This window comes from Methanobrevibacter sp. (assembly GCF_045636185.1).
GTDB lineage: Archaea > Methanobacteriota > Methanobacteria > Methanobacteriales > Methanobacteriaceae > Methanocatella.
Window position 1 is genome coordinate 1 of sequence record NZ_JAZTXC010000112.1, and the last position, 17,952, is coordinate 17,952.

At 30.5% G+C, this 17,952-nt stretch carries 13 protein-coding genes; 7 read left to right on the top strand and 6 right to left on the bottom strand.

What is annotated here, in order from left to right:
* Window positions 1-392, bottom strand: a 392-nt coding sequence (locus ACKI3Q_RS06470; RefSeq protein ID WP_407415417.1) for an MATE family efflux transporter, incomplete at its 3' end; no start/stop codon positions are given.
* A gap of 72 nt (window positions 393-464) precedes the next feature.
* Window positions 465-7,328: an amino acid adenylation domain-containing protein gene (locus tag ACKI3Q_RS06475; RefSeq protein WP_407415419.1), complete on the bottom strand. Its 6,864-nt coding sequence runs from the start codon at window positions 7,326-7,328 to the stop codon at window positions 465-467.
* A 190-nt stretch (window positions 7,329-7,518) separates the two neighbouring features.
* On the opposite strand from ACKI3Q_RS06475, the gene ACKI3Q_RS06480 reads away from it, so the two are divergent.
* From ACKI3Q_RS06480 to ACKI3Q_RS06510, 7 genes are all read left to right on the top strand, one after another.
* Window positions 7,519-8,616 (top strand): heparan-alpha-glucosaminide N-acetyltransferase domain-containing protein, encoded by a 1,098-nt coding sequence (locus tag ACKI3Q_RS06480; RefSeq protein ID WP_407415421.1) that lies wholly within the window; start codon window positions 7,519-7,521, stop codon window positions 8,614-8,616.
* Window positions 8,617-8,797: 181 nt separating this feature from the next.
* Window positions 8,798-11,704, top strand: coding sequence for an Ig-like domain-containing protein (locus ACKI3Q_RS06485; protein ID WP_407415423.1), 2,907 nt, complete (start codon window positions 8,798-8,800; stop codon window positions 11,702-11,704).
* A gap of 110 nt (window positions 11,705-11,814) precedes the next feature.
* Window positions 11,815-12,114, top strand: coding sequence for an STAS domain-containing protein (locus ACKI3Q_RS06490; protein ID WP_407415425.1), 300 nt, complete (start codon window positions 11,815-11,817; stop codon window positions 12,112-12,114).
* Window positions 12,111-12,488 (top strand): ATP-binding protein, encoded by a 378-nt coding sequence (locus ACKI3Q_RS06495; RefSeq protein WP_407415427.1) that lies wholly within the window; start codon window positions 12,111-12,113, stop codon window positions 12,486-12,488. The genes ACKI3Q_RS06490 and ACKI3Q_RS06495 overlap by 4 nt, the downstream gene beginning before the upstream one ends.
* On the top strand, window positions 12,488-14,356 hold the full coding sequence (locus tag ACKI3Q_RS06500; protein WP_407415429.1) for a SpoIIE family protein phosphatase: 1,869 nt from the start codon (window positions 12,488-12,490) through the stop codon (window positions 14,354-14,356). Before ACKI3Q_RS06495 ends, ACKI3Q_RS06500 begins: the two co-directional genes overlap by 1 nt.
* A 760-nt stretch (window positions 14,357-15,116) precedes the next feature.
* On the top strand, window positions 15,117-15,302 hold the full coding sequence (locus ACKI3Q_RS06505) for a hypothetical protein (RefSeq protein WP_407415431.1): 186 nt from the start codon (window positions 15,117-15,119) through the stop codon (window positions 15,300-15,302).
* Window positions 15,303-15,439: 137 nt separating this feature from the next.
* Complete coding sequence (locus ACKI3Q_RS06510; protein WP_407415433.1) at window positions 15,440-15,877, top strand: cyclophilin-like fold protein; 438 nt, start codon at window positions 15,440-15,442, stop codon at window positions 15,875-15,877.
* 142 nt (window positions 15,878-16,019) lie between these two features.
* Here ACKI3Q_RS06510 and ACKI3Q_RS06515 read toward each other — a convergent pair whose 3' ends face one another.
* The 4 genes from ACKI3Q_RS06515 to ACKI3Q_RS06530 form a co-directional block, all read right to left on the bottom strand.
* The gene (locus tag ACKI3Q_RS06515; protein ID WP_407415435.1) at window positions 16,020-16,337 is read right to left on the bottom strand and encodes a TfoX/Sxy family protein; all 318 of its coding nucleotides are present in this window, start codon (window positions 16,335-16,337) and stop codon (window positions 16,020-16,022) included.
* Window positions 16,338-16,435: 98 nt separating this feature from the next.
* Window positions 16,436-16,681: a zinc ribbon domain-containing protein gene (locus tag ACKI3Q_RS06520; RefSeq protein WP_407415437.1), complete on the bottom strand. Its 246-nt coding sequence runs from the start codon at window positions 16,679-16,681 to the stop codon at window positions 16,436-16,438.
* A gap of 17 nt (window positions 16,682-16,698) precedes the next feature.
* Window positions 16,699-17,118: a transposase gene (locus ACKI3Q_RS06525; RefSeq protein WP_407415440.1), complete on the bottom strand. Its 420-nt coding sequence runs from the start codon at window positions 17,116-17,118 to the stop codon at window positions 16,699-16,701.
* Window positions 17,119-17,526: 408 nt separating this feature from the next.
* On the bottom strand, window positions 17,527-17,952 hold a 426-nt coding region (locus ACKI3Q_RS06530), incomplete at its 5' end, for a hypothetical protein (protein WP_407415439.1).

Consider the following 17,952-nt stretch of genomic DNA (forward strand, 5'->3'; position numbering starts at 1 on the left):
AAAGGAAATCCGACAAGAGTTAAACAAAAGAAATCCTTTACGAGAGGAAATAACTGGGAGCTGGATTCCATATTTGCCGAACATAAAATGCCAACAATAGGATCTATGAATATCAGCCCCAAAATCGAAATGACAATTCCAATCGCCACCAGACTAACCATTGAAACCGTAAAATACGCATTACTACTGAAATCATCATATTTCGCCTTCATGGAAGACATTAGAATGCTGCCTCCAAATCCGACAGCCCAGCAAATCATATCTATGAATGAGACCGTTGGAATAACTACCTGAATTGCAGCCAAATTGAAGGAGCCAATTAAAAAACTTACTATTAACGCATCTGAAAATATACATACATTATTTGCCATCGTAGTAAGTAAACTAGGCAATAAAAACTCATTAAACTTACTTTTTAATAGATTATATCTCCTTTCATACATTGCCCAACACCCTAATATCGATTATCCAAAGAAAGCTAAATCATTTAAATACTCGATAAAATTATAAATGTATTCTTCTGAAATAATTGGCCATTTAACTCCTAACCTATACAATACTTGGATAGTATAATCATTTTCAGCACCAATCCAAACTTTTTTCATGGTTCCTCCCCCAGCAGAAGTAATCAAACCGGATATACCCTCCTGTTTATCCTTATCATTGAAAGCCTGATTTAAATACTCATCATACACGTCCTCTTCAACGGCATCAATTTCAAGACCCAAAGGTTCAATAATATCTATTATGTCTCCAAAACAAATTGTGTGGTGCTGATATGGATGGAAAACAACACATTCTTTAGGTGTTTTGGATAATTCAACAATAGATTTGGCAGTCATATCAATAGGACTTAATTCATCAGCACTGCTTAGCAGGGAATAAGGCATTTTACCAAGTGTTACAAAAGCCTTAAGTCTATTGATAAAACCATTTGTTTCGAAATTAATTTGGAATTCACCATCATCACTTCTGGCCATTAAATTCCCAACCCTCATGATTTTAACAGATAGATTATCTTCAATTGCAGATTCTAAAACAGCTCTTTCTGCTAAAAATTTACTTCTAACGTACTGATTTTCAGTACCTTGTCCAATGTATAAATCTCTTTCATTAAACAGGTAATCCTCTGGAGGGAAATTGTTTACACTTTCACCGGCAACACTATATGTTGAAATCTGTACAAATTTTGAATTTTTCAATTTGGCAAATTTTAAACCGTTTAAAACCCCTCCGTAATTAATATCTTCAATATCAGTGCCGGAAGAGAAATGTTTAACATTAGCTGCACAATTAAATATTGTATCAATTCTGTATGAACTTAATTTTTCAAAATCTTCATATCGAGTTATATCTCCGTCAATAATATGTATCCTATCATTGAATAGCTCTTCATAGTCATTTGAGAAATAATAGTACAATAAAAATTTCAATCTTTCTTCAGCAGATATATTTCTTTTGGATCTAACTAAACAGTAAATATTGCCATCATTATTTTCCAATAGTTCCTTTAAAATATGAATGCCCAAAAATCCTGTAGCACCAGTTAATAAAATATCACCTAAATCATCATCAGGGCCTGATTTGATGAAATTTTCCAAAGTATTTTCATTTAACAACTCATTAATTTTAGAATAGTCATAATCAGACTCTTCACTACGTACAATTTCAGAATCCTCATCATTTAAAATAAACTTAGTAAGTTTACGAGGTGAAGGATTATCAAAAACATCAGCATAACTGATATCATAACCCCTATTTAAAGCGGCTAGAGTAATTTTAGTTACAAGTAGTGAAGTTCCACCTATTTCAAAGAAATTATCCGTAACTCCTACTTTATCAAGAGATAAAATATCTGCAAAGGTATCTGCGAAAAATGCTTCAATATCATTTTCAGGAGCAACATATTCCGTAATCAAAACAGGTTCTGGCAAATTCCTGAAATCAGTTTTACCATTCAATGTTTGAGGCATCTCATCCAGTTCCATATAAACAGTAGGAACCATATAATAAGTCAATTTTGAATTTAGATGTTCTTTTAATTTGTCAATATCTATAGAATATCCATTTCCATCATTTTTAATATCCTCATAAACTGTAAAGTATGCACATAAGTGGTCATTGCCTTTAATCTTTTTCACAACAACTGCAAGAGATTTAATACCTTCAAATTCTTTAATGGCTGATTCAATTTCACCAATTTCTATTCTCAAACCTCTGAGTTTAATTTGATCATCAAGTCTTCCAAGAATTTCGACTTCCCCGTTTTCATTCCATTTAGCAAAATCTCCGCTACGATAAAATTTAATGCCCTTGATAGTCATGTAAACTTCGGCATTTTTTTCAGGACGGTTGAGATAAGCTCTTGAAACACCATGACCTGCAACATACAATTCCCCTAAAACATTAGGCGGTAAAGGATTGGAGTCTATGTCCATAATCTCTTCATAAACATTAAGTACTGGTTTTCCAACAGAAACAACATTAGGTTGATTGATTAATTTATCATTACATGCCACAGTTGTCTCTGTCGGCCCATAACTATTAATTATTTTGCCGTCAGACACTTTTGAGAGAATATCATATAAATGTTTTGGAAAAGCTTCTCCACCAACAACAAATATTTTAAATTTAGCAATGCAATCTTTCAACCCGTCAATTTCAAGATACTGCAACAATCTTGAAGGAGTACCATCAAAAATATTAGCATTTGTTTTTTCAATCAGAGGAATTAACTCCAATGGATTTTTAATCTGAATATCATCAGCAAATACAACCGGAACTCCATTTAAAATAGGTAAAAGCATTTCTTCTAAAAATGTGTCGAATGCAACAGTAACTAATGATAACATTTTATAATTCTCATTTTCTGCATTTGAAACTAATTCATGACAAAAAGTATTGCTCGGATGTGGATAGACATAATTGGCAAAGTTTCTATGTTCTATCATCACTCCTTTTGGAAGACCTGTTGAACCTGAAGTATAAATAAGATATGCCAAATTCTCAGGAGAAACATCAACGGTTGGATTAGAAGTATTTTCCTCTTTTAATAATTCATCAATATCCAGCAGATTATCTGAACAGGAAGATAAATCCAAACCTCTCCTATCAATGACATCATCAACAATGATAAATTTTGATTCACTGTCTGATAAAACATGTTCAATACGGTCCTGAGGATACTCTGAATCGACAGGAATGAAAGCAGCACCCGCTTTTAAAATACCAAAAATTGAAGCTGGGATATTACTGTTACGTTTTAAGATAAACATGACTTTATCTTCAATTTCAATACCTTTATTAATTAAAGCATTTGCAATACGGTTTGCTTTCTCATTTAAATCATTATAAGTGAATTCACCATCAGATGCAGTTAAAATAATCTTGTCTCCATTTAATTCACACTGTTTTTCAAACATCTTATTAAGGCGACTTTCACCAATATCGACAAATTCTAACTCATCAACATTAGGGATATCCCTTTCAACAATAGAAATTTCTTTCAAGAGGACATTTTCCAATTCTTCAGAACTGCATTTAGTAAATTTATTTAAAACAACGATGATGCTGTCCAAGAATGTCTTAATATATTTTTCACTGTACAACCCATCATTGTATAAAACATTCAATTCCATACCATCTTCATTCTCATAAACATTAAAACTAACTTTATAATCAGTTTCAAGAGAATTCAAATGATTAATTTCGTATATATTATTATCCAATTCAATTTTATTATTTTCAAGAGCATTGTAGGAATATAAAAATTCAGGTTTTAAATTAAATTGATCTGAGATTTTAATATACGGATATATACAATGTTTAATTCCATTTTTCCAAATTTCATCAATCTGTTCAAAGAATTCTCTAACGGAAATATTTCTATTTTCATTTATAGAGACTATTGGTAATGTTTTAACTAAAAATGCTTGTGTATGATAATAATTAGAATTAAGTCTTCCGTTGAATATGGTTGTTAATAATGTCTTATCAGTATATGTGTACTTGTTTAATGTTAATATTGTGCTGGCCATGAATAAAATGTTTGGTGAAATTCTTTTATCGGCACAGAATTCTTTTATTGATTGTGAATCAATATTTTTGGAAAAAGATTTTAATTCACCAGATTCATCATCATCATTTAAATCTGGAGTCAGTATGGTTGAATCCATATCTTCTGTAAATAAATCATGGAAATATTTTTCACTGCCAGCATACTTTTCAGTATTTTTTTCCTCTTCTTCAATCAAAGAGCAGATATAACCATTAATGACTTCTTTTTCTATTTTGTCACCATTATATGCATTAGCAATGTTTTTAAATAACATGCCTGAAGATTCACCATCAGTTATTATATGATGTATATCAAAAAACAGAATTGTTTCATCATTGGTTTTATATATTTTAGCTCTGAATAACTGATTATACAATAATTCAAATCTTTCAACATTTTCTTTTTCAATTTCCTCATCAGAAATCTCATCTATTTCAATGATAGGAATTTCATCAACAGGTATCGAATCGTCACGTTTGTGCATTAACTGACCATTATGGCTGACAATTCTTGTTTTAAGATAAGGATATGCATCAATTGTTTTGGTAATTGCTTCTTTTAATTTTAATGCATCGATTGATTTATCAAATCTTACAATGGATGGAAGATTATACTGTGGTTCATCAGGATTTTGAACGCATTCATAATATACTCCCAGTTGATTATCCATTAACGGATAATAAGTAATGTCTTTTGAAGATTTAATTAATTCACCTAACTTTTCATCAGATTCGCTACCATCAATTAGATTTCCGATAAATCTTATTTTAGGATTATTCAATAATTCAATGATATTTAAATTAATATTGAATGATTCTGAAATACTCACATTTAATTTCATTAATGATAATGAAGTAAATCCAAGGGAATATAAATTGTCTGTAACACCGAAATTTTCATCATATGCATATTCAAATACCAGTTCCAGCAATTTTTTTTCAATGTCATTTGCAGGTGAAACATTTTCAAATTCCAATTTTGGTTCAGGCAATCTATTAATGTCCATTTTACCGTTTGGAGTTCGTGGAAGTTCATCAACTTGCATAAATGCAGTTGGAACCATATAATTAACCAGCTTGTCCTCCAAATAATTTTTCAAAGAATTTTTATTAACTTCCCCATTAATGGTATAATAAGCACACAAATGCATATCATTATTGATTTCTCTAATTACGACCACATTTTCTTTTATATTTGGATAGCAGCCAATATTATATTCAATTTCACTTGGTTCAATTCTTAATCCCCGTAATTTAATCAGATTATCTATTCTTCCTTTAAAAATAAATTCGCCATCATGTGTTCTAACCGCATGATCTCCACTTTTACAGTAAGGAATTCCATTGATTTCAATGAATACTTCATTTGTCTGATCTAAATTATAATATCCTTTTCCAACTGAAGGTCCTCCAAAGTATAATTCACCCATCACTCCATCAGGCAACAGTTTTCCATCAATATCCCTAACGTCAGCTATGGAATTTTCTAAGGGTTTACCTATAGTAATGTTATTGCTGTCCGTTGATATTTTCTTTAATGGAACTGGGAATAAAAAATTACCTTCACTTTGTCCGTAAGCATTAAATATGACCGCATCAGTGTATTCTTCAATTGCATCAAATTTTTTTGCAGGAAATGCTTCCCCGCCCATAATAATAGCTTTAAAAGACTTAATTGAATCGCAAAATTCATCGATTTCCAAGTAAGATAAAAATCTTGAAGGTGTCATTGTTACGGATTCAGGTTGTGTATTATTGATTAATTCAATCAAATCTGAAATGTTCTTAACTTCAGAATCACTGGCAAAAATCAATCTAATGCCGTTAGTTACTCCAGTTAAAATATCCCTTATGGACATGATAAATGAAATTGTTGAAATAGTCAAAATACTGTCAAAATTTTTCATAGGATTTCCTGTAATCTGGTTACACATTCCTTTGTGACTAACCATTACTCCTTTAGGTTTTCCCGTAGATCCTGAAGTATAAATTATATAAGCCAAATCATCAGGTTCAATATTGACATTAGGATTTTCAGGGTTACCATTACAAAGCAACTCTTCAATACTCAAGGAATTTTTTCCAGATTTTTCAGTGATAATGTAATTCGCATCACTGTTTTCATAAATATAATTTATTCTTTCTTGAGGATATTCAGGGTCAATTGGAATAAAAGCACATCCCACTTTCAAGATAGCCAAAATCGATGCAACCAGATTACTGTCTCTTGGAAGCATGACTAAAACATTATTTTTTGGTTTAATCCCCTTATCGATCAAAGCATTAGCAATAATATTTGTTTTTTCATTTAATTGCTTGTAGGTTAATGTAGCATCACAGGCAACAAGAGCAACATCATCAGGAGTTTCACTAACTTGCTTTTCAAAACGTTTATGAATGAATGGAAGTTCAACTTCGGCAAATTGGGGGGTTTTTCTTTCGGGCTGCAGACTTACATCACATATTCTAAATTTAGAGACATCACAACTCAAGAACTGATTTAAAATGGATTTTATGGAATTAGCGAAAATATGAATATAATCCTCACTATACAACTGATTATTGTATTCTATTTCCAGTTCAACATTTTCTTTAAAACATTTCACAAACAAAGCAATTTTATAAACACTAGAAACAGAATCCTCACAACATGATTCTTCAGACACATTAGACTTGTTGTCAGTGCCCATATCCTCTGATTGTAAAAATTCATTATATGAATATAAGAATTCAGGATTTAATTGATATTTTTCTGCAATTTTAGAGTAAGGGTAGAAACTATTTTCCATTGTAGTTTTCCATGTTTTATCAACAGATTTAATGAAATCAATGATAGGAATTTCCCTATCTTCATTAGAAATGATAAATGGAACAGTTTTAAAAAGTCCTGACTGACCATTATCAAAATCATAATCAGACATATCATTAGATATTGCTGTTAATAAAGTATTTTTAGTGAATGTAAATTTATTGAGTGCTAAAACAGTACCTGACAAGAATAGGGTGTTTTTACTTATGTCATATTTATTACAGAAATCATCAATATCTTTATCTTCAATAATTTCTGCCATGTTTTTTAATTTTCCATCAGCAGGATTACCATTTAAATCTGGAGTTAAAACCGTTGATTCAAAACCTTCACGAAATTTAGCATCAAAATATTGTTTAGATGATTGATATCTTTCACTATTGACAATATTTTCATTGAATGATTTTTTAACTTCCGATTCATCTTTTTGAACATTATCTATTAATGAGTTGTTTTTATCCATAAATATTTCCCCTAATTACTTATAATATATAATATGTATATTTTATTTAAATATTTTAATTTTTATTTAAATATTTTAATGGTCTGAATTTTTGACATATGAATTATATAAAAATAAAAGTCTAGACATTCTTACCACAATATATAAATAATCAAAAAATTAATTAATGAACAAACCTCCATATATTAATATGAGAATTTCAAATTTATTTTCCGATGAAAAAATTAATGTTGGCAGGCAAATAGAACTGGATATTACTAAAACATTGTCTATTGTTTTCATGATTTTCCTTCACACCATGTGGGTTGCGATAAATTTCAATAATGCTTTCAGTCCAACTTATGAATTTGTAGTCGGTAGTATCTTAGGTCGGCCCTATGCAGCCCCCATTTTTATGTTCTGCATGGGTGTTGGGATTGTCTATTCCAGGCACAGCAAATGGGATTTGATGGTAAAAAGAGGAATAAAATTATACCTTTTAGGCATTCTAGTAAATATGTTTGAATTTATCATCCCTCATTTTCTTAGTGGAGACCTTATACCAAGCACTGCTGGAGAATTTCCTATAGCAGGAGGACTGTTGCTTTTTTGTGTTGATATCTTGGGTTTTGCCGGTTTTGCGTTTATATTAATGGGAATTTTAAAGAAATTTCAACTTTCAAATAAAAAATTGATTATCATTGCAGTTATAATGTCTTTACTTGGAACATTTTTAAAAAACCTGAATTCTAACATTACTCTTTTACAATTATTTTTATCCAACTTCATTGGGGCAACTGGTAATTTTACTGCATTTCCATTATTAAATTGGTTTATTTTCCCTGTTGCAGGATATATTTGGGGACAGTATTTTATCCGAGCTAAAGATAAAAGTGTCTTCTTTAAGTTTTGGCCAATTTATATTATAGTTGCTTTAATTTACTTCTTTGTCTCTACAAAATTATGGGGAGGCATTTTATCAACTAATATACATGATTATTACTTCATGAATACTTTGGATGCACTATTTTGTATAATTAATGCTCATGGCGTAATCGGTCTATGTTATTGGATATCCAAATATCTACCAGATGCAATCATTAAAACAGCTACAATATTGAGCAGCAACATTAATACAATTTATATAGTGCAATGGTTCTTTATAACAGTATTAATTATATTGATTTCTTACTTTTTTAAAGATGTTGTATGGAATGATTTGCTAAATTCAATATTTGCAATATTCATTATAGTCTTGTCTACGGCAGTTGCATTGGGTTATAAAAAATTAAGAACTTCAAAAAGTTAATTGTAAGATAATGGATGAGATGGAAATATTGATGGAGAAGATTATAGTGCATATATTCCTAGACCCAATGAACCACCTTGCCATTAGAGGGTGAGAGGTTCAATGAATGAAATCATATATTTTATCAATATCTTTTACAAAATTTTATATTATATCAATTAGTTTATATGGAGGAAAAATTTTGTTTAAAAAAAGATATTTATTTTTGATAATATTTGTCTGTTTATTTGTTATTTCAACTGTTAGTGCAGAAGAAATAAGTAATGAAACAATTAGTTATGATTCAAGTTTAATGACAGACAATGTAAGTGAATATGATTTAAGCATATCTTCAAGTGATAAGGAAATTCAAAGAAGTGCTGATAATGGTACTTTTACTGATTTGCAAAAAAAGATTAATAATGCCGATGTGGGTTCAACAATTACATTAGAAAATGATTATAAATATACTTCTGAATTTCCAACTGAAGGAATATCTATTAATAAAACATTAACTATTGATGGTAATGGGCATATTATTGATGCTTTAGGTCAATCGAGGATTTTTTTTATTAATTCAACAAAAGTAACTTTGAATAATATACTTTTTAAAAATGGTAATGCTACGGATAATGGTGGATCCATTTACTGGTATGGGGATGATGGAACAGTAAATAACTGTAACTTCACAAACAACATAGCAATACTAAGAGCAGGTGCAATCTACTGGGAAGGAACAAATGGAACAATAAACAACTCCAATTTCATAAACAACACAGCAAGAAAGTATAGTGGTGGTGCAATCCAATGGGATTACAATTCTACTAATGGAACAGTAAATAACTGTAACTTCATAAACAACACAGGAACACAACGGGGAGGTGCAATCTTCTGGTATGAAGTTAATGGAAGAATGACCAACTGTAACTTCACAAACAACACCTCAATTAATGGTGGTGCAATCTACTGGGACAATAATGCTTTAAATGGTGCTGTAGATAATAGTAGTTTCATTAACAATACCGGAGACGACGGTGGTGCAATCTACTGGTATGGGGCTCATGGAAGAATGACCAACTGTAACTTCACAAACAACAGAGGAACTAATGGTGGTGCAATCAACTGGCAAAGAACATATGGACTAGTAAACAACTGTAACTTCATAAACAACATAGCAACCGACGGTGGTGCAATCTACTGGGAAGGAACAAATGGAACAGAAAATAACTGTAACTTTACAAACAACGCTGCAGAATCAAATGGTGGTGCAATCTACTGGTTCGGTGCTAATGGTACTATTTCTAATAGTAACTTTATAAATAACAATGCTACTACAAATGGTGGTGCAATCTACTTCAATGATGAGGGTAGTCTGAATAACTGTGCTTTAGTTAATAATATTGCACCTATAGGCTCTGAAATTTACATATATAGTGTTAACCCTAATTTAAATTATAACTGGTGGGGTTCAAACAATCCGAATTGGGCTAATTTAATTAATGGAAGTTATGTGCTATCAGTTTATGCCATTTTAAATGTAACTGCTGAGCCTAGTGAAATTTTTAGTATTGAAAAATCCAATATTACAACCAAATTTGTTTGGAATGGTACAAATACTGATGCAACTAATTTATTACCTAAAAGAAATGTTAAATTATCAAGCAATGGTACTTTAACTGAAACCAAAGGGGATGTTGGTTTAATTTCAGAATTCTCTGCTAGTACTGAAGGCAGTTATTTTGTAAATGCTGCTGTCGATGATGAAACACTTGGTGTTAATGTGAATGTAAATGGTTCTGCTCCCACCCCGATTCCTACCAACATAACTGTTAATCCTACTTCCTTAAACTTAACTGTTGGTGAGACTGGTGTTATTAATGCTACATTAAATCCCCCTGAAGCAGGCAATCTTGTATTCAATTCTAGTGATGATAAAGTTGCCACTATTGAATTAGATGAGTCAGGATCCCTAGTTGTTAGGGCTGTAGCTAAGGGAAATGCCATTATCACTGTTTCATTCCAAGGAAATGAGAAATATGCTCCTGCTTCTACTACTGTAAAGATTACGGTTATGCCAAAATCCAATATAATTATTGTTGCAGATAATGTAACTAAATATTATGATGGTTCTGAAAGATTTATCGTGAAAATATATGAATCTATTGAATTTAATCCTATTGCAAATAAATCTGTAGAGATTACTATTAATGGTAAGACTTACACTAAAATCACTGATGAAAACGGTACAACAAGCATTGCATTAAGATTAAACAGCGGTGCATATGATGTAACCACTACTGTTGATAACAATACTGTTAAATCCGTTGTTACCATACTTACTACTGTTAATGGTACTGATGTTGTAAAAATGTACAGAAACGGAACTCAGTATTATGCTACCTTCCTTGACAGTGAAGGTAACTTATTGGCTGACGGTACTGCTGTTAGATTCAACATCAATGGTGTACTGTATGATCGTAAAGTATCTGGTGGAAAAGGCCAGGCAAAATTAAACATTAACCTAGAACAAGGCGAATACATAATCACTGCAATGAACAATGTAACCGGAGAAAATGCAGCAAATAACATTATTGTATTGTCTTTACTTACAGAAAACAAGGATCTTACCAAATACTACAGAAATGCTTCACAATACACTGTTAAAATGTTAGGTGAAGACGGCAATCCTGTTGGTGCAGGCAAAACAGTTAAATTCAACGTCAATGGTGTGATTTATGAAAGAACAACCAATGAATCCAGTATTGCTAAGTTAAACATTAACTTGCAGCCAGGTGATTATATCATAACCGCCGAATACAATGACTGCAGAGTGTCCAACAACATTACGGTATTGCCAGTATTGACTGCTAAGAATCTGACCAAAAAGTACGGTACAAAAGACCAATTTGTTGCTACGTTGGTTGATGGTCAGGGCAAAGCTTATGAAAATCAAACTGTCATGTTCAATGTTAATGGTGTGTTCTACAATAGAATAACTGACAGTACCGGCCAGGCAAAGTTAAACATTAACCTAATGCCTGGGGAGTATATTATAACTTCAAGTTATAATGGAACAAATGTTGCAAATAAAATTACAGTTAAAAGTTGAGATTTATATTCTCAACCCATTATCCTTTTTTAAAATTATGGAGGTTTTCCTAAAAATTAAACCATAATGTTTAAAATTAATATAAATCAATATATTATTGTGGGATTATAATGAATATTTTAAAATCTTATAATGAAAAGGAATTAACATTATCTGTTGAAGGTCGTATTAATAGTGTTACATCAAAAGAATTAGATGCATCAATTAATAATGAATTAGGAAATTTTGACTCTTTAATCTTAGACTTCGCTAATTTAGACTATATCTCAAGTGCAGGCCTTAAAGTTTTAATTGCAACTCACAGAAAATTAAAACCGGACAATATCCCATTTATTATTAAAAATGCTAATGATGTAATTATGGAAGTATTTAGATTGTCTGGTGTTAATAAGGTTTTGGAGATAGAATGAACTCAATTTTATTACAACCAGAAATAAATGAGTTAGATCGTTTAAACGAGTTTATTATAAATGAACTTTCCAAAGAAGACTTTCAAGTTACTTTAATTGTTGAAGAGATATTTGTCAATATTGTGCATTATTCAAATACAGAATTTATCATTGTTAATATTGAATATGAAAAACCAAGATTGACCATAGAATTCATTGACAACGGGTTTGAATTTAATCCACTTTTAAAAGAGCAACATGGTCCTCCATATGGCGTTGATGAGACACAACTAGGAGGAGCAGGCATTTATTTAACTAGAGAAATGGCAGATGAAATTGATTATCATTATGAAAGTAATGAAAATCATTTAATAATTATTAAAAATGTGGAATAATGAATGAAAAAATAAAAAAAATATTAGTACCATTTATTTTGATGATTATTTGTGAGATAGTTCTTTCATCAAAGGCGTTTCTGGATTTGGGATTATATTGTCCACATATAGGTTTATTTTTTGTTTTTGGATTATTACTTGGCCCCTATGGTGCCCTAGGTGGAGTATTAGGACATATTGTAACAAGCTTTATGGATGGATGTACACCCATAGAAATAGTCTTTTCATCTATTTACAGTTTTGGAGTTTCATATTTGGCATATAAACTTTGGTATTCAGATTTTAGAAACCAAAAAATTGTAAAACCTAAATTAGACAGTATTTATCATCTCACTATATTTTTATCAATAATAATTCTGTGCGGATTCATTTTTTCAGTAGTCCATGAAACTTTATATTCATTTAATTTTTTTACAACTGAACTGGAAGAATATACAACCATTGCATTTTTTTTGAACTTTATTAATATTGCTTTTATCACAGGCATCATAAGTATCTGGCTTTCTAAAAAGATTGATTTTATAGTAACTCCAAAAACAACAAATAAGCATGTGAATAAAAAATTATATAGAATATTATTTTATTCATTGCTGATTGTTACTGCAATAGCATTAATATCTAGGATATTAAATGCAGGTAAAGAAATCCTGCTTGGTGAAACAATATTAATTGGAATTTTATTATTTGGCTATTTAACAAAACCATTTGTACATAAAATAGAATCCTCTGATAAGGATTCAATAATTGAAGATATTATTCAAAAGTTTCTTATGATAATATTAGGCATTTGTTTTTTGGGAATGGTTATTTCTCATTTCACTTATCATCTTATAGATATCGATGCTAATTTGACGATATATGTAATGGGAGGTCTCATACTAACAGACATAATAATAATTTTTTCATTTATTCCAGGAATGATTATTTTAAGATATACTGAAAAAAAAGTAATCGAACCCATTTCATCATTTTCTGAAATTGAAAAATTTATCAAAGAAAATGAAAAAATTGAATCTGAAGGTTTAGTGAAATTGTATTCAAATTATCTTAATGAAAAAAATGAAATTGGAACACTTGCCAAATCATATACTGATTTGATTAATCACAATAACAATTATATTGAAAATATTCGCGAAATTGAAGGTGAAAAAGAACGTATTAAAGCAGAGCTTGATATTGCATCAAAAATCCAAGACGCTAACCTCCCCCATGATGCTATTAACAATGAAAATTATTATATCACAGGTTATTCGCATCCGGCAAAAGAAGTTGGAGGGGACTTTTTTGATTATTATGAATTAGATGATGATAATTTAGCTATTGTAATAGGTGATGTATCAGATAAGGGTGTTCCAGCAGCATTACTTGCAATGATTACTCAAGTCATGATAAAACAAATCCTTAACCACGAAAGGGATCCTTCAAAAGTTCTATATTTAATAAACAATCAATTATATGAAAATAATCACGAGGCAATGTTTGTTTCATTATGGCTTGGCATTTATAATAAAAATACTAAAAAATTAATATTCTCCAATGCAGGACATACTCTTCCATTAATAAAAGAAGATGGGCAATTTAAATATTTGAATATTAATCCAGGAATTATTTTAGCAATTCTTGAAGACTTTGAATATGAAACTGAGGAAATAACATTATCAAATGAATTGATATTATATACAGATGGAATCACTGATGCCACCAATGACAATGATGAATGCTATGGTGAAGATAGACTTTTAGAGTTTTTCAAGAAATTTAAAAGTGATAATGATCCAATAATCCCCCTATTAAATGATATTGATGATTTTATAGGAAAACAAGAACAATTTGATGATATGACCTTAATTAATTTAAAAATTAAATAAATTGAATTTTTTCAGCTGGTTTTTATAATGCATGTTGCATAATCACCAATTAATTCATGAAAATAAACCTAAATCCAACACCCACAACCATCATTTTAATTGAATATATGATTAAAAAAATTAATAGTAACTAGCAAATCAGGTAAAATAAATGAGGGTAATTTTAAAATAATCAACCAATATTTGAAAAACAGTAAAACCAGTATATTGTTATCTAATGTAAAAAAGAAAAAATTGGAGAGAAGTTAAATTATAATTTCTCGCCAATTTAAGCAGTTACAGTTACTTTGTTGGATGCGACAGCTTGTCCATATGTTGAAGTAATTATGTACCACAAGGTTGTAAGTTAATGTTTAATTTAACAATGCCATTGCATCAGTTTGTCTTTCGTAGAAGACACCATTGATGTTGAAATTGACAGTTACGCCAGCTCCAACAGGTTTGTAGTTATCGCCTAAAACTTTAACAGTGTATTAAGATGCATTTCTGTAGTATTTAGTTAAATCTGCATATATTTATATCATCAAAAGCATATTATAACATACAGTTTATATCTCAGCGAGATATAATGTTGATAATGAATGAATTATCTCATCGAGTTCGATCATATGAAAAATCGCTTTATCATAGTATAATTGAATAGGAGAAAATTAATGAAAAGAATAATAAATAATTGGTATAATATATCCGTTTATATTGCAGGAGCCATTTTTTAACCGTTGCATTTTTTGTAACTGATTCACTGCAGAAAGTTCTTTTATTGTCAGCTGCTGTGCTATTTTTACACTTTTTTGAAGAATTTGGCTGGCCTGGCGGATTTCCATATTTGGGAATGAAGGTGATGATGGGAAGTGACGAAACAGATTCCACCAAATGGAACTGCAATAATCTCAATTCTATGTTTGGAAATACTGGAATCTTGGAAAAAAAGAAGGATATCCTCTAAGCGAACAATCAGCTTATGGTTTTGATAAGCCTGAAGAATAGCACATGATTGAAATCTTTTGCTATTCAAATTAATCAAAGCAATTGTAAGTTTCAACAGCAAAACACTGGAGATATTGTACTATGACGGTGATATAAATGTCATTTGTTAAGAAAATTACTTTAATAATTATATTTAGTTTATTTACTTGCTCCGCAGTTAGCGGTGCAGACATAGGAGATGATCACATTATACTCAAAATAAACGATACAGCATTTAATGTAAGATTAGAAAATAATTCTGCTACAGAAGAACTGATTAAAATATTGGAAAAAAGAAATATAACCATCAATGCAACAGATTACGGCAATTTTGAAAAAATAGGTGAATTAGGTTTTACCCTTCCAACAAATGATGAAAATATAAATACTAAATCCGGAGACATCGTATTATATCAGGGAAACAAAATATCTCTATTTTACAATACTCATTCATGGAGTTATACAAAAATAGGAGAAATAGAAAATATCAACTCCACTCAGCTTAAAGAAACATTAGGAAGCGGAGATGTAACATTTGTTTTAAGTTTAAGATAATGCTTATAGATTCAGAAATTCATTTTAAAAGTTTGCTACCCACATACTATACAAAATATAATGACTTTTTGCTCTACAGGCAAATAATAAAATCAAAAACAAATATCCAATAAATAATGTTAAAAATGTCCAAATTCAGAAGTTAATTTCTTTTTTTCTTTGGTGCCGGAAGTTCTTCATACATTGCATCAAATAATTCCCTTAACAATTCCCTGTTTTCCACTTCATCAACAAGCAACATTTTCTTTGCACCTTCATATGGCAATTCCATATCTGCATTAGGCATCATTGATATTGCGGATTTTACAGGTTTGACTAAAAAACGGTCATCATAAATGCCACCAATAATCTTGCCGCGATAGTAAATAATATATTCTCCCATCATTGACCTATATGATATATCATCCAAGTCAGATAACTGTTCCAATATATATTCCAAATATCCCTTACTTGATGCCATATTATCCTCTTAAGCTTGTCATTAGTTAACTTTGAACTTCCCCTCTGTGTAGACGACGGGGATTCGCAAACCATATTATAGTATTTTATTTTGAATTTTTACTGCATCGTCGTTCCAACGATTTTTAACCCTTCATTTAAGATATTTATACTAGCATTTATGTCTCTATCATGATATGTATTGCATTCTGGGCATATCCATGTTCTTATTCCTACATTTTTTATTCCTTTTATATTAATGTTTTGTTTTTTGCAGTTGCTGCATATTTGTGTGGATGGGAATTCTTTTGGGACTTTGATGAATGTTACATTATTCCATTTGCATTTATATTCTATTTTGTCCATGAATGTTCGTGGTACGTTTAATTGTAAGTTGTGTGATATATATTTATTTTTTTCCATAGTATGATGTTTTCATTTTGTACTGCGATAAAAGAGGAATTTTGAACAATATAAGTTGTTATTTTATTATAGTAGTCTGTTCTTTTTTGTACTAGTTTTTTTATCCATTTTTGGTAGAGTTTTTTTGCTTTTTGGTATCTGTTTGAGTTTTTTCTTTTGTGGCTCATTATTTTTTGGTAGTGGATGATTTTTTCTGTTTCTTTGGTTAAATCAAGATTGTTTATCTCTTGTTTATTGGAGAAAACAGCTAGTTTTCCGCATCCTATGTCTATTCCAATTTGTTGTTTTGGGCCGATTATTTTATCGGGAATGTGTATGCATTCGATGTTAAAAACAGCGTAATATTTGTCGTTGTCTTTTTTAATGGTTATGTGTTTGATTTTTGCTGTGGGTCATTTTTGTCTATTGCTTTTTGTAGTAGTTCTCGGTATTTTTTGCTGGTTTTAAATTTTACTAATCCCAGTTTGGCCAATTTTATTTTATCATAACCATATTTATCCTTTTGAATACGAACATTATTGGGACAAATGAAAACATTTTTATATTCATTAAAAAGAAAATAATCTATAGCAAATGGATTATCAGGTAGATTACCTGAATTCCCCCCCCCTATTTTGCTGTTTTGTTGGAATTAAAGCAGTTATATCTAATTCTTCGAGATATTACAAATTTGCTAGTGTTGAATGATTGTATCCGCGCTAATTTTTATGGGTTTAATTTGTAAATTAACGAAGATTTGATTCATTAAAGCAGGAATTTGATAATGATTCGTGAGATTTTGAACTGCATTAACAGGGCCCAGTATTCAGAAGATTTCTAAGGAATCTTTGTGCCACCAGATCTGTGCTCGTATCCTCACCAATGCTTGATTCACTATTCTCAATAACTAGCTCATCTTCATTAAATAGCTCGTTTAATTCCGTTTCGGATACAGACATCGCATCGTTTGATTGCTCCCCAGATATTATTGAGAACTCATCATAGATATCATAATATTCAATTCCATAATATCCGAAATATCCTCCTAATGCACCAGTTATTATTCCTACTGAAACAAAAAACATAGTACAAGCCAATCTATTGAAATTAACATCATAACTGGATTCAATAGTTTCAGCAGCAGCAAAAAGACCAAAACAAGCACCAATAGACGCACCTACGGCCATACCAATTACTGGATTACAAGTAAATACAGTAGTAAGAAAACCGGTAGC

Coding starts and splice junctions, on each gene's coding strand:
- ACKI3Q_RS06500 (WP_407415429.1), top strand. CDS start 12,488: ATGAATGAAAAAATAAAAAAAATATTAGTACCATTTATTTTGATGATT.
- ACKI3Q_RS06475 (WP_407415419.1), bottom strand. CDS start 7,328: ATGGATAAAAACAACTCATTAATAGATAATGTTCAAAAAGATGAATCG.
- ACKI3Q_RS06510 (WP_407415433.1), top strand. CDS start 15,440: ATGTCATTTGTTAAGAAAATTACTTTAATAATTATATTTAGTTTATTT.
- ACKI3Q_RS06495 (WP_407415427.1), top strand. CDS start 12,111: ATGAACTCAATTTTATTACAACCAGAAATAAATGAGTTAGATCGTTTA.
- ACKI3Q_RS06515 (WP_407415435.1), bottom strand. CDS start 16,337: ATGGCATCAAGTAAGGGATATTTGGAATATATATTGGAACAGTTATCT.
- ACKI3Q_RS06490 (WP_407415425.1), top strand. CDS start 11,815: ATGAATATTTTAAAATCTTATAATGAAAAGGAATTAACATTATCTGTT.
- ACKI3Q_RS06480 (WP_407415421.1), top strand. CDS start 7,519: ATGAGAATTTCAAATTTATTTTCCGATGAAAAAATTAATGTTGGCAGG.
- ACKI3Q_RS06520 (WP_407415437.1), bottom strand. CDS start 16,681: ATGGACAAAATAGAATATAAATGCAAATGGAATAATGTAACATTCATC.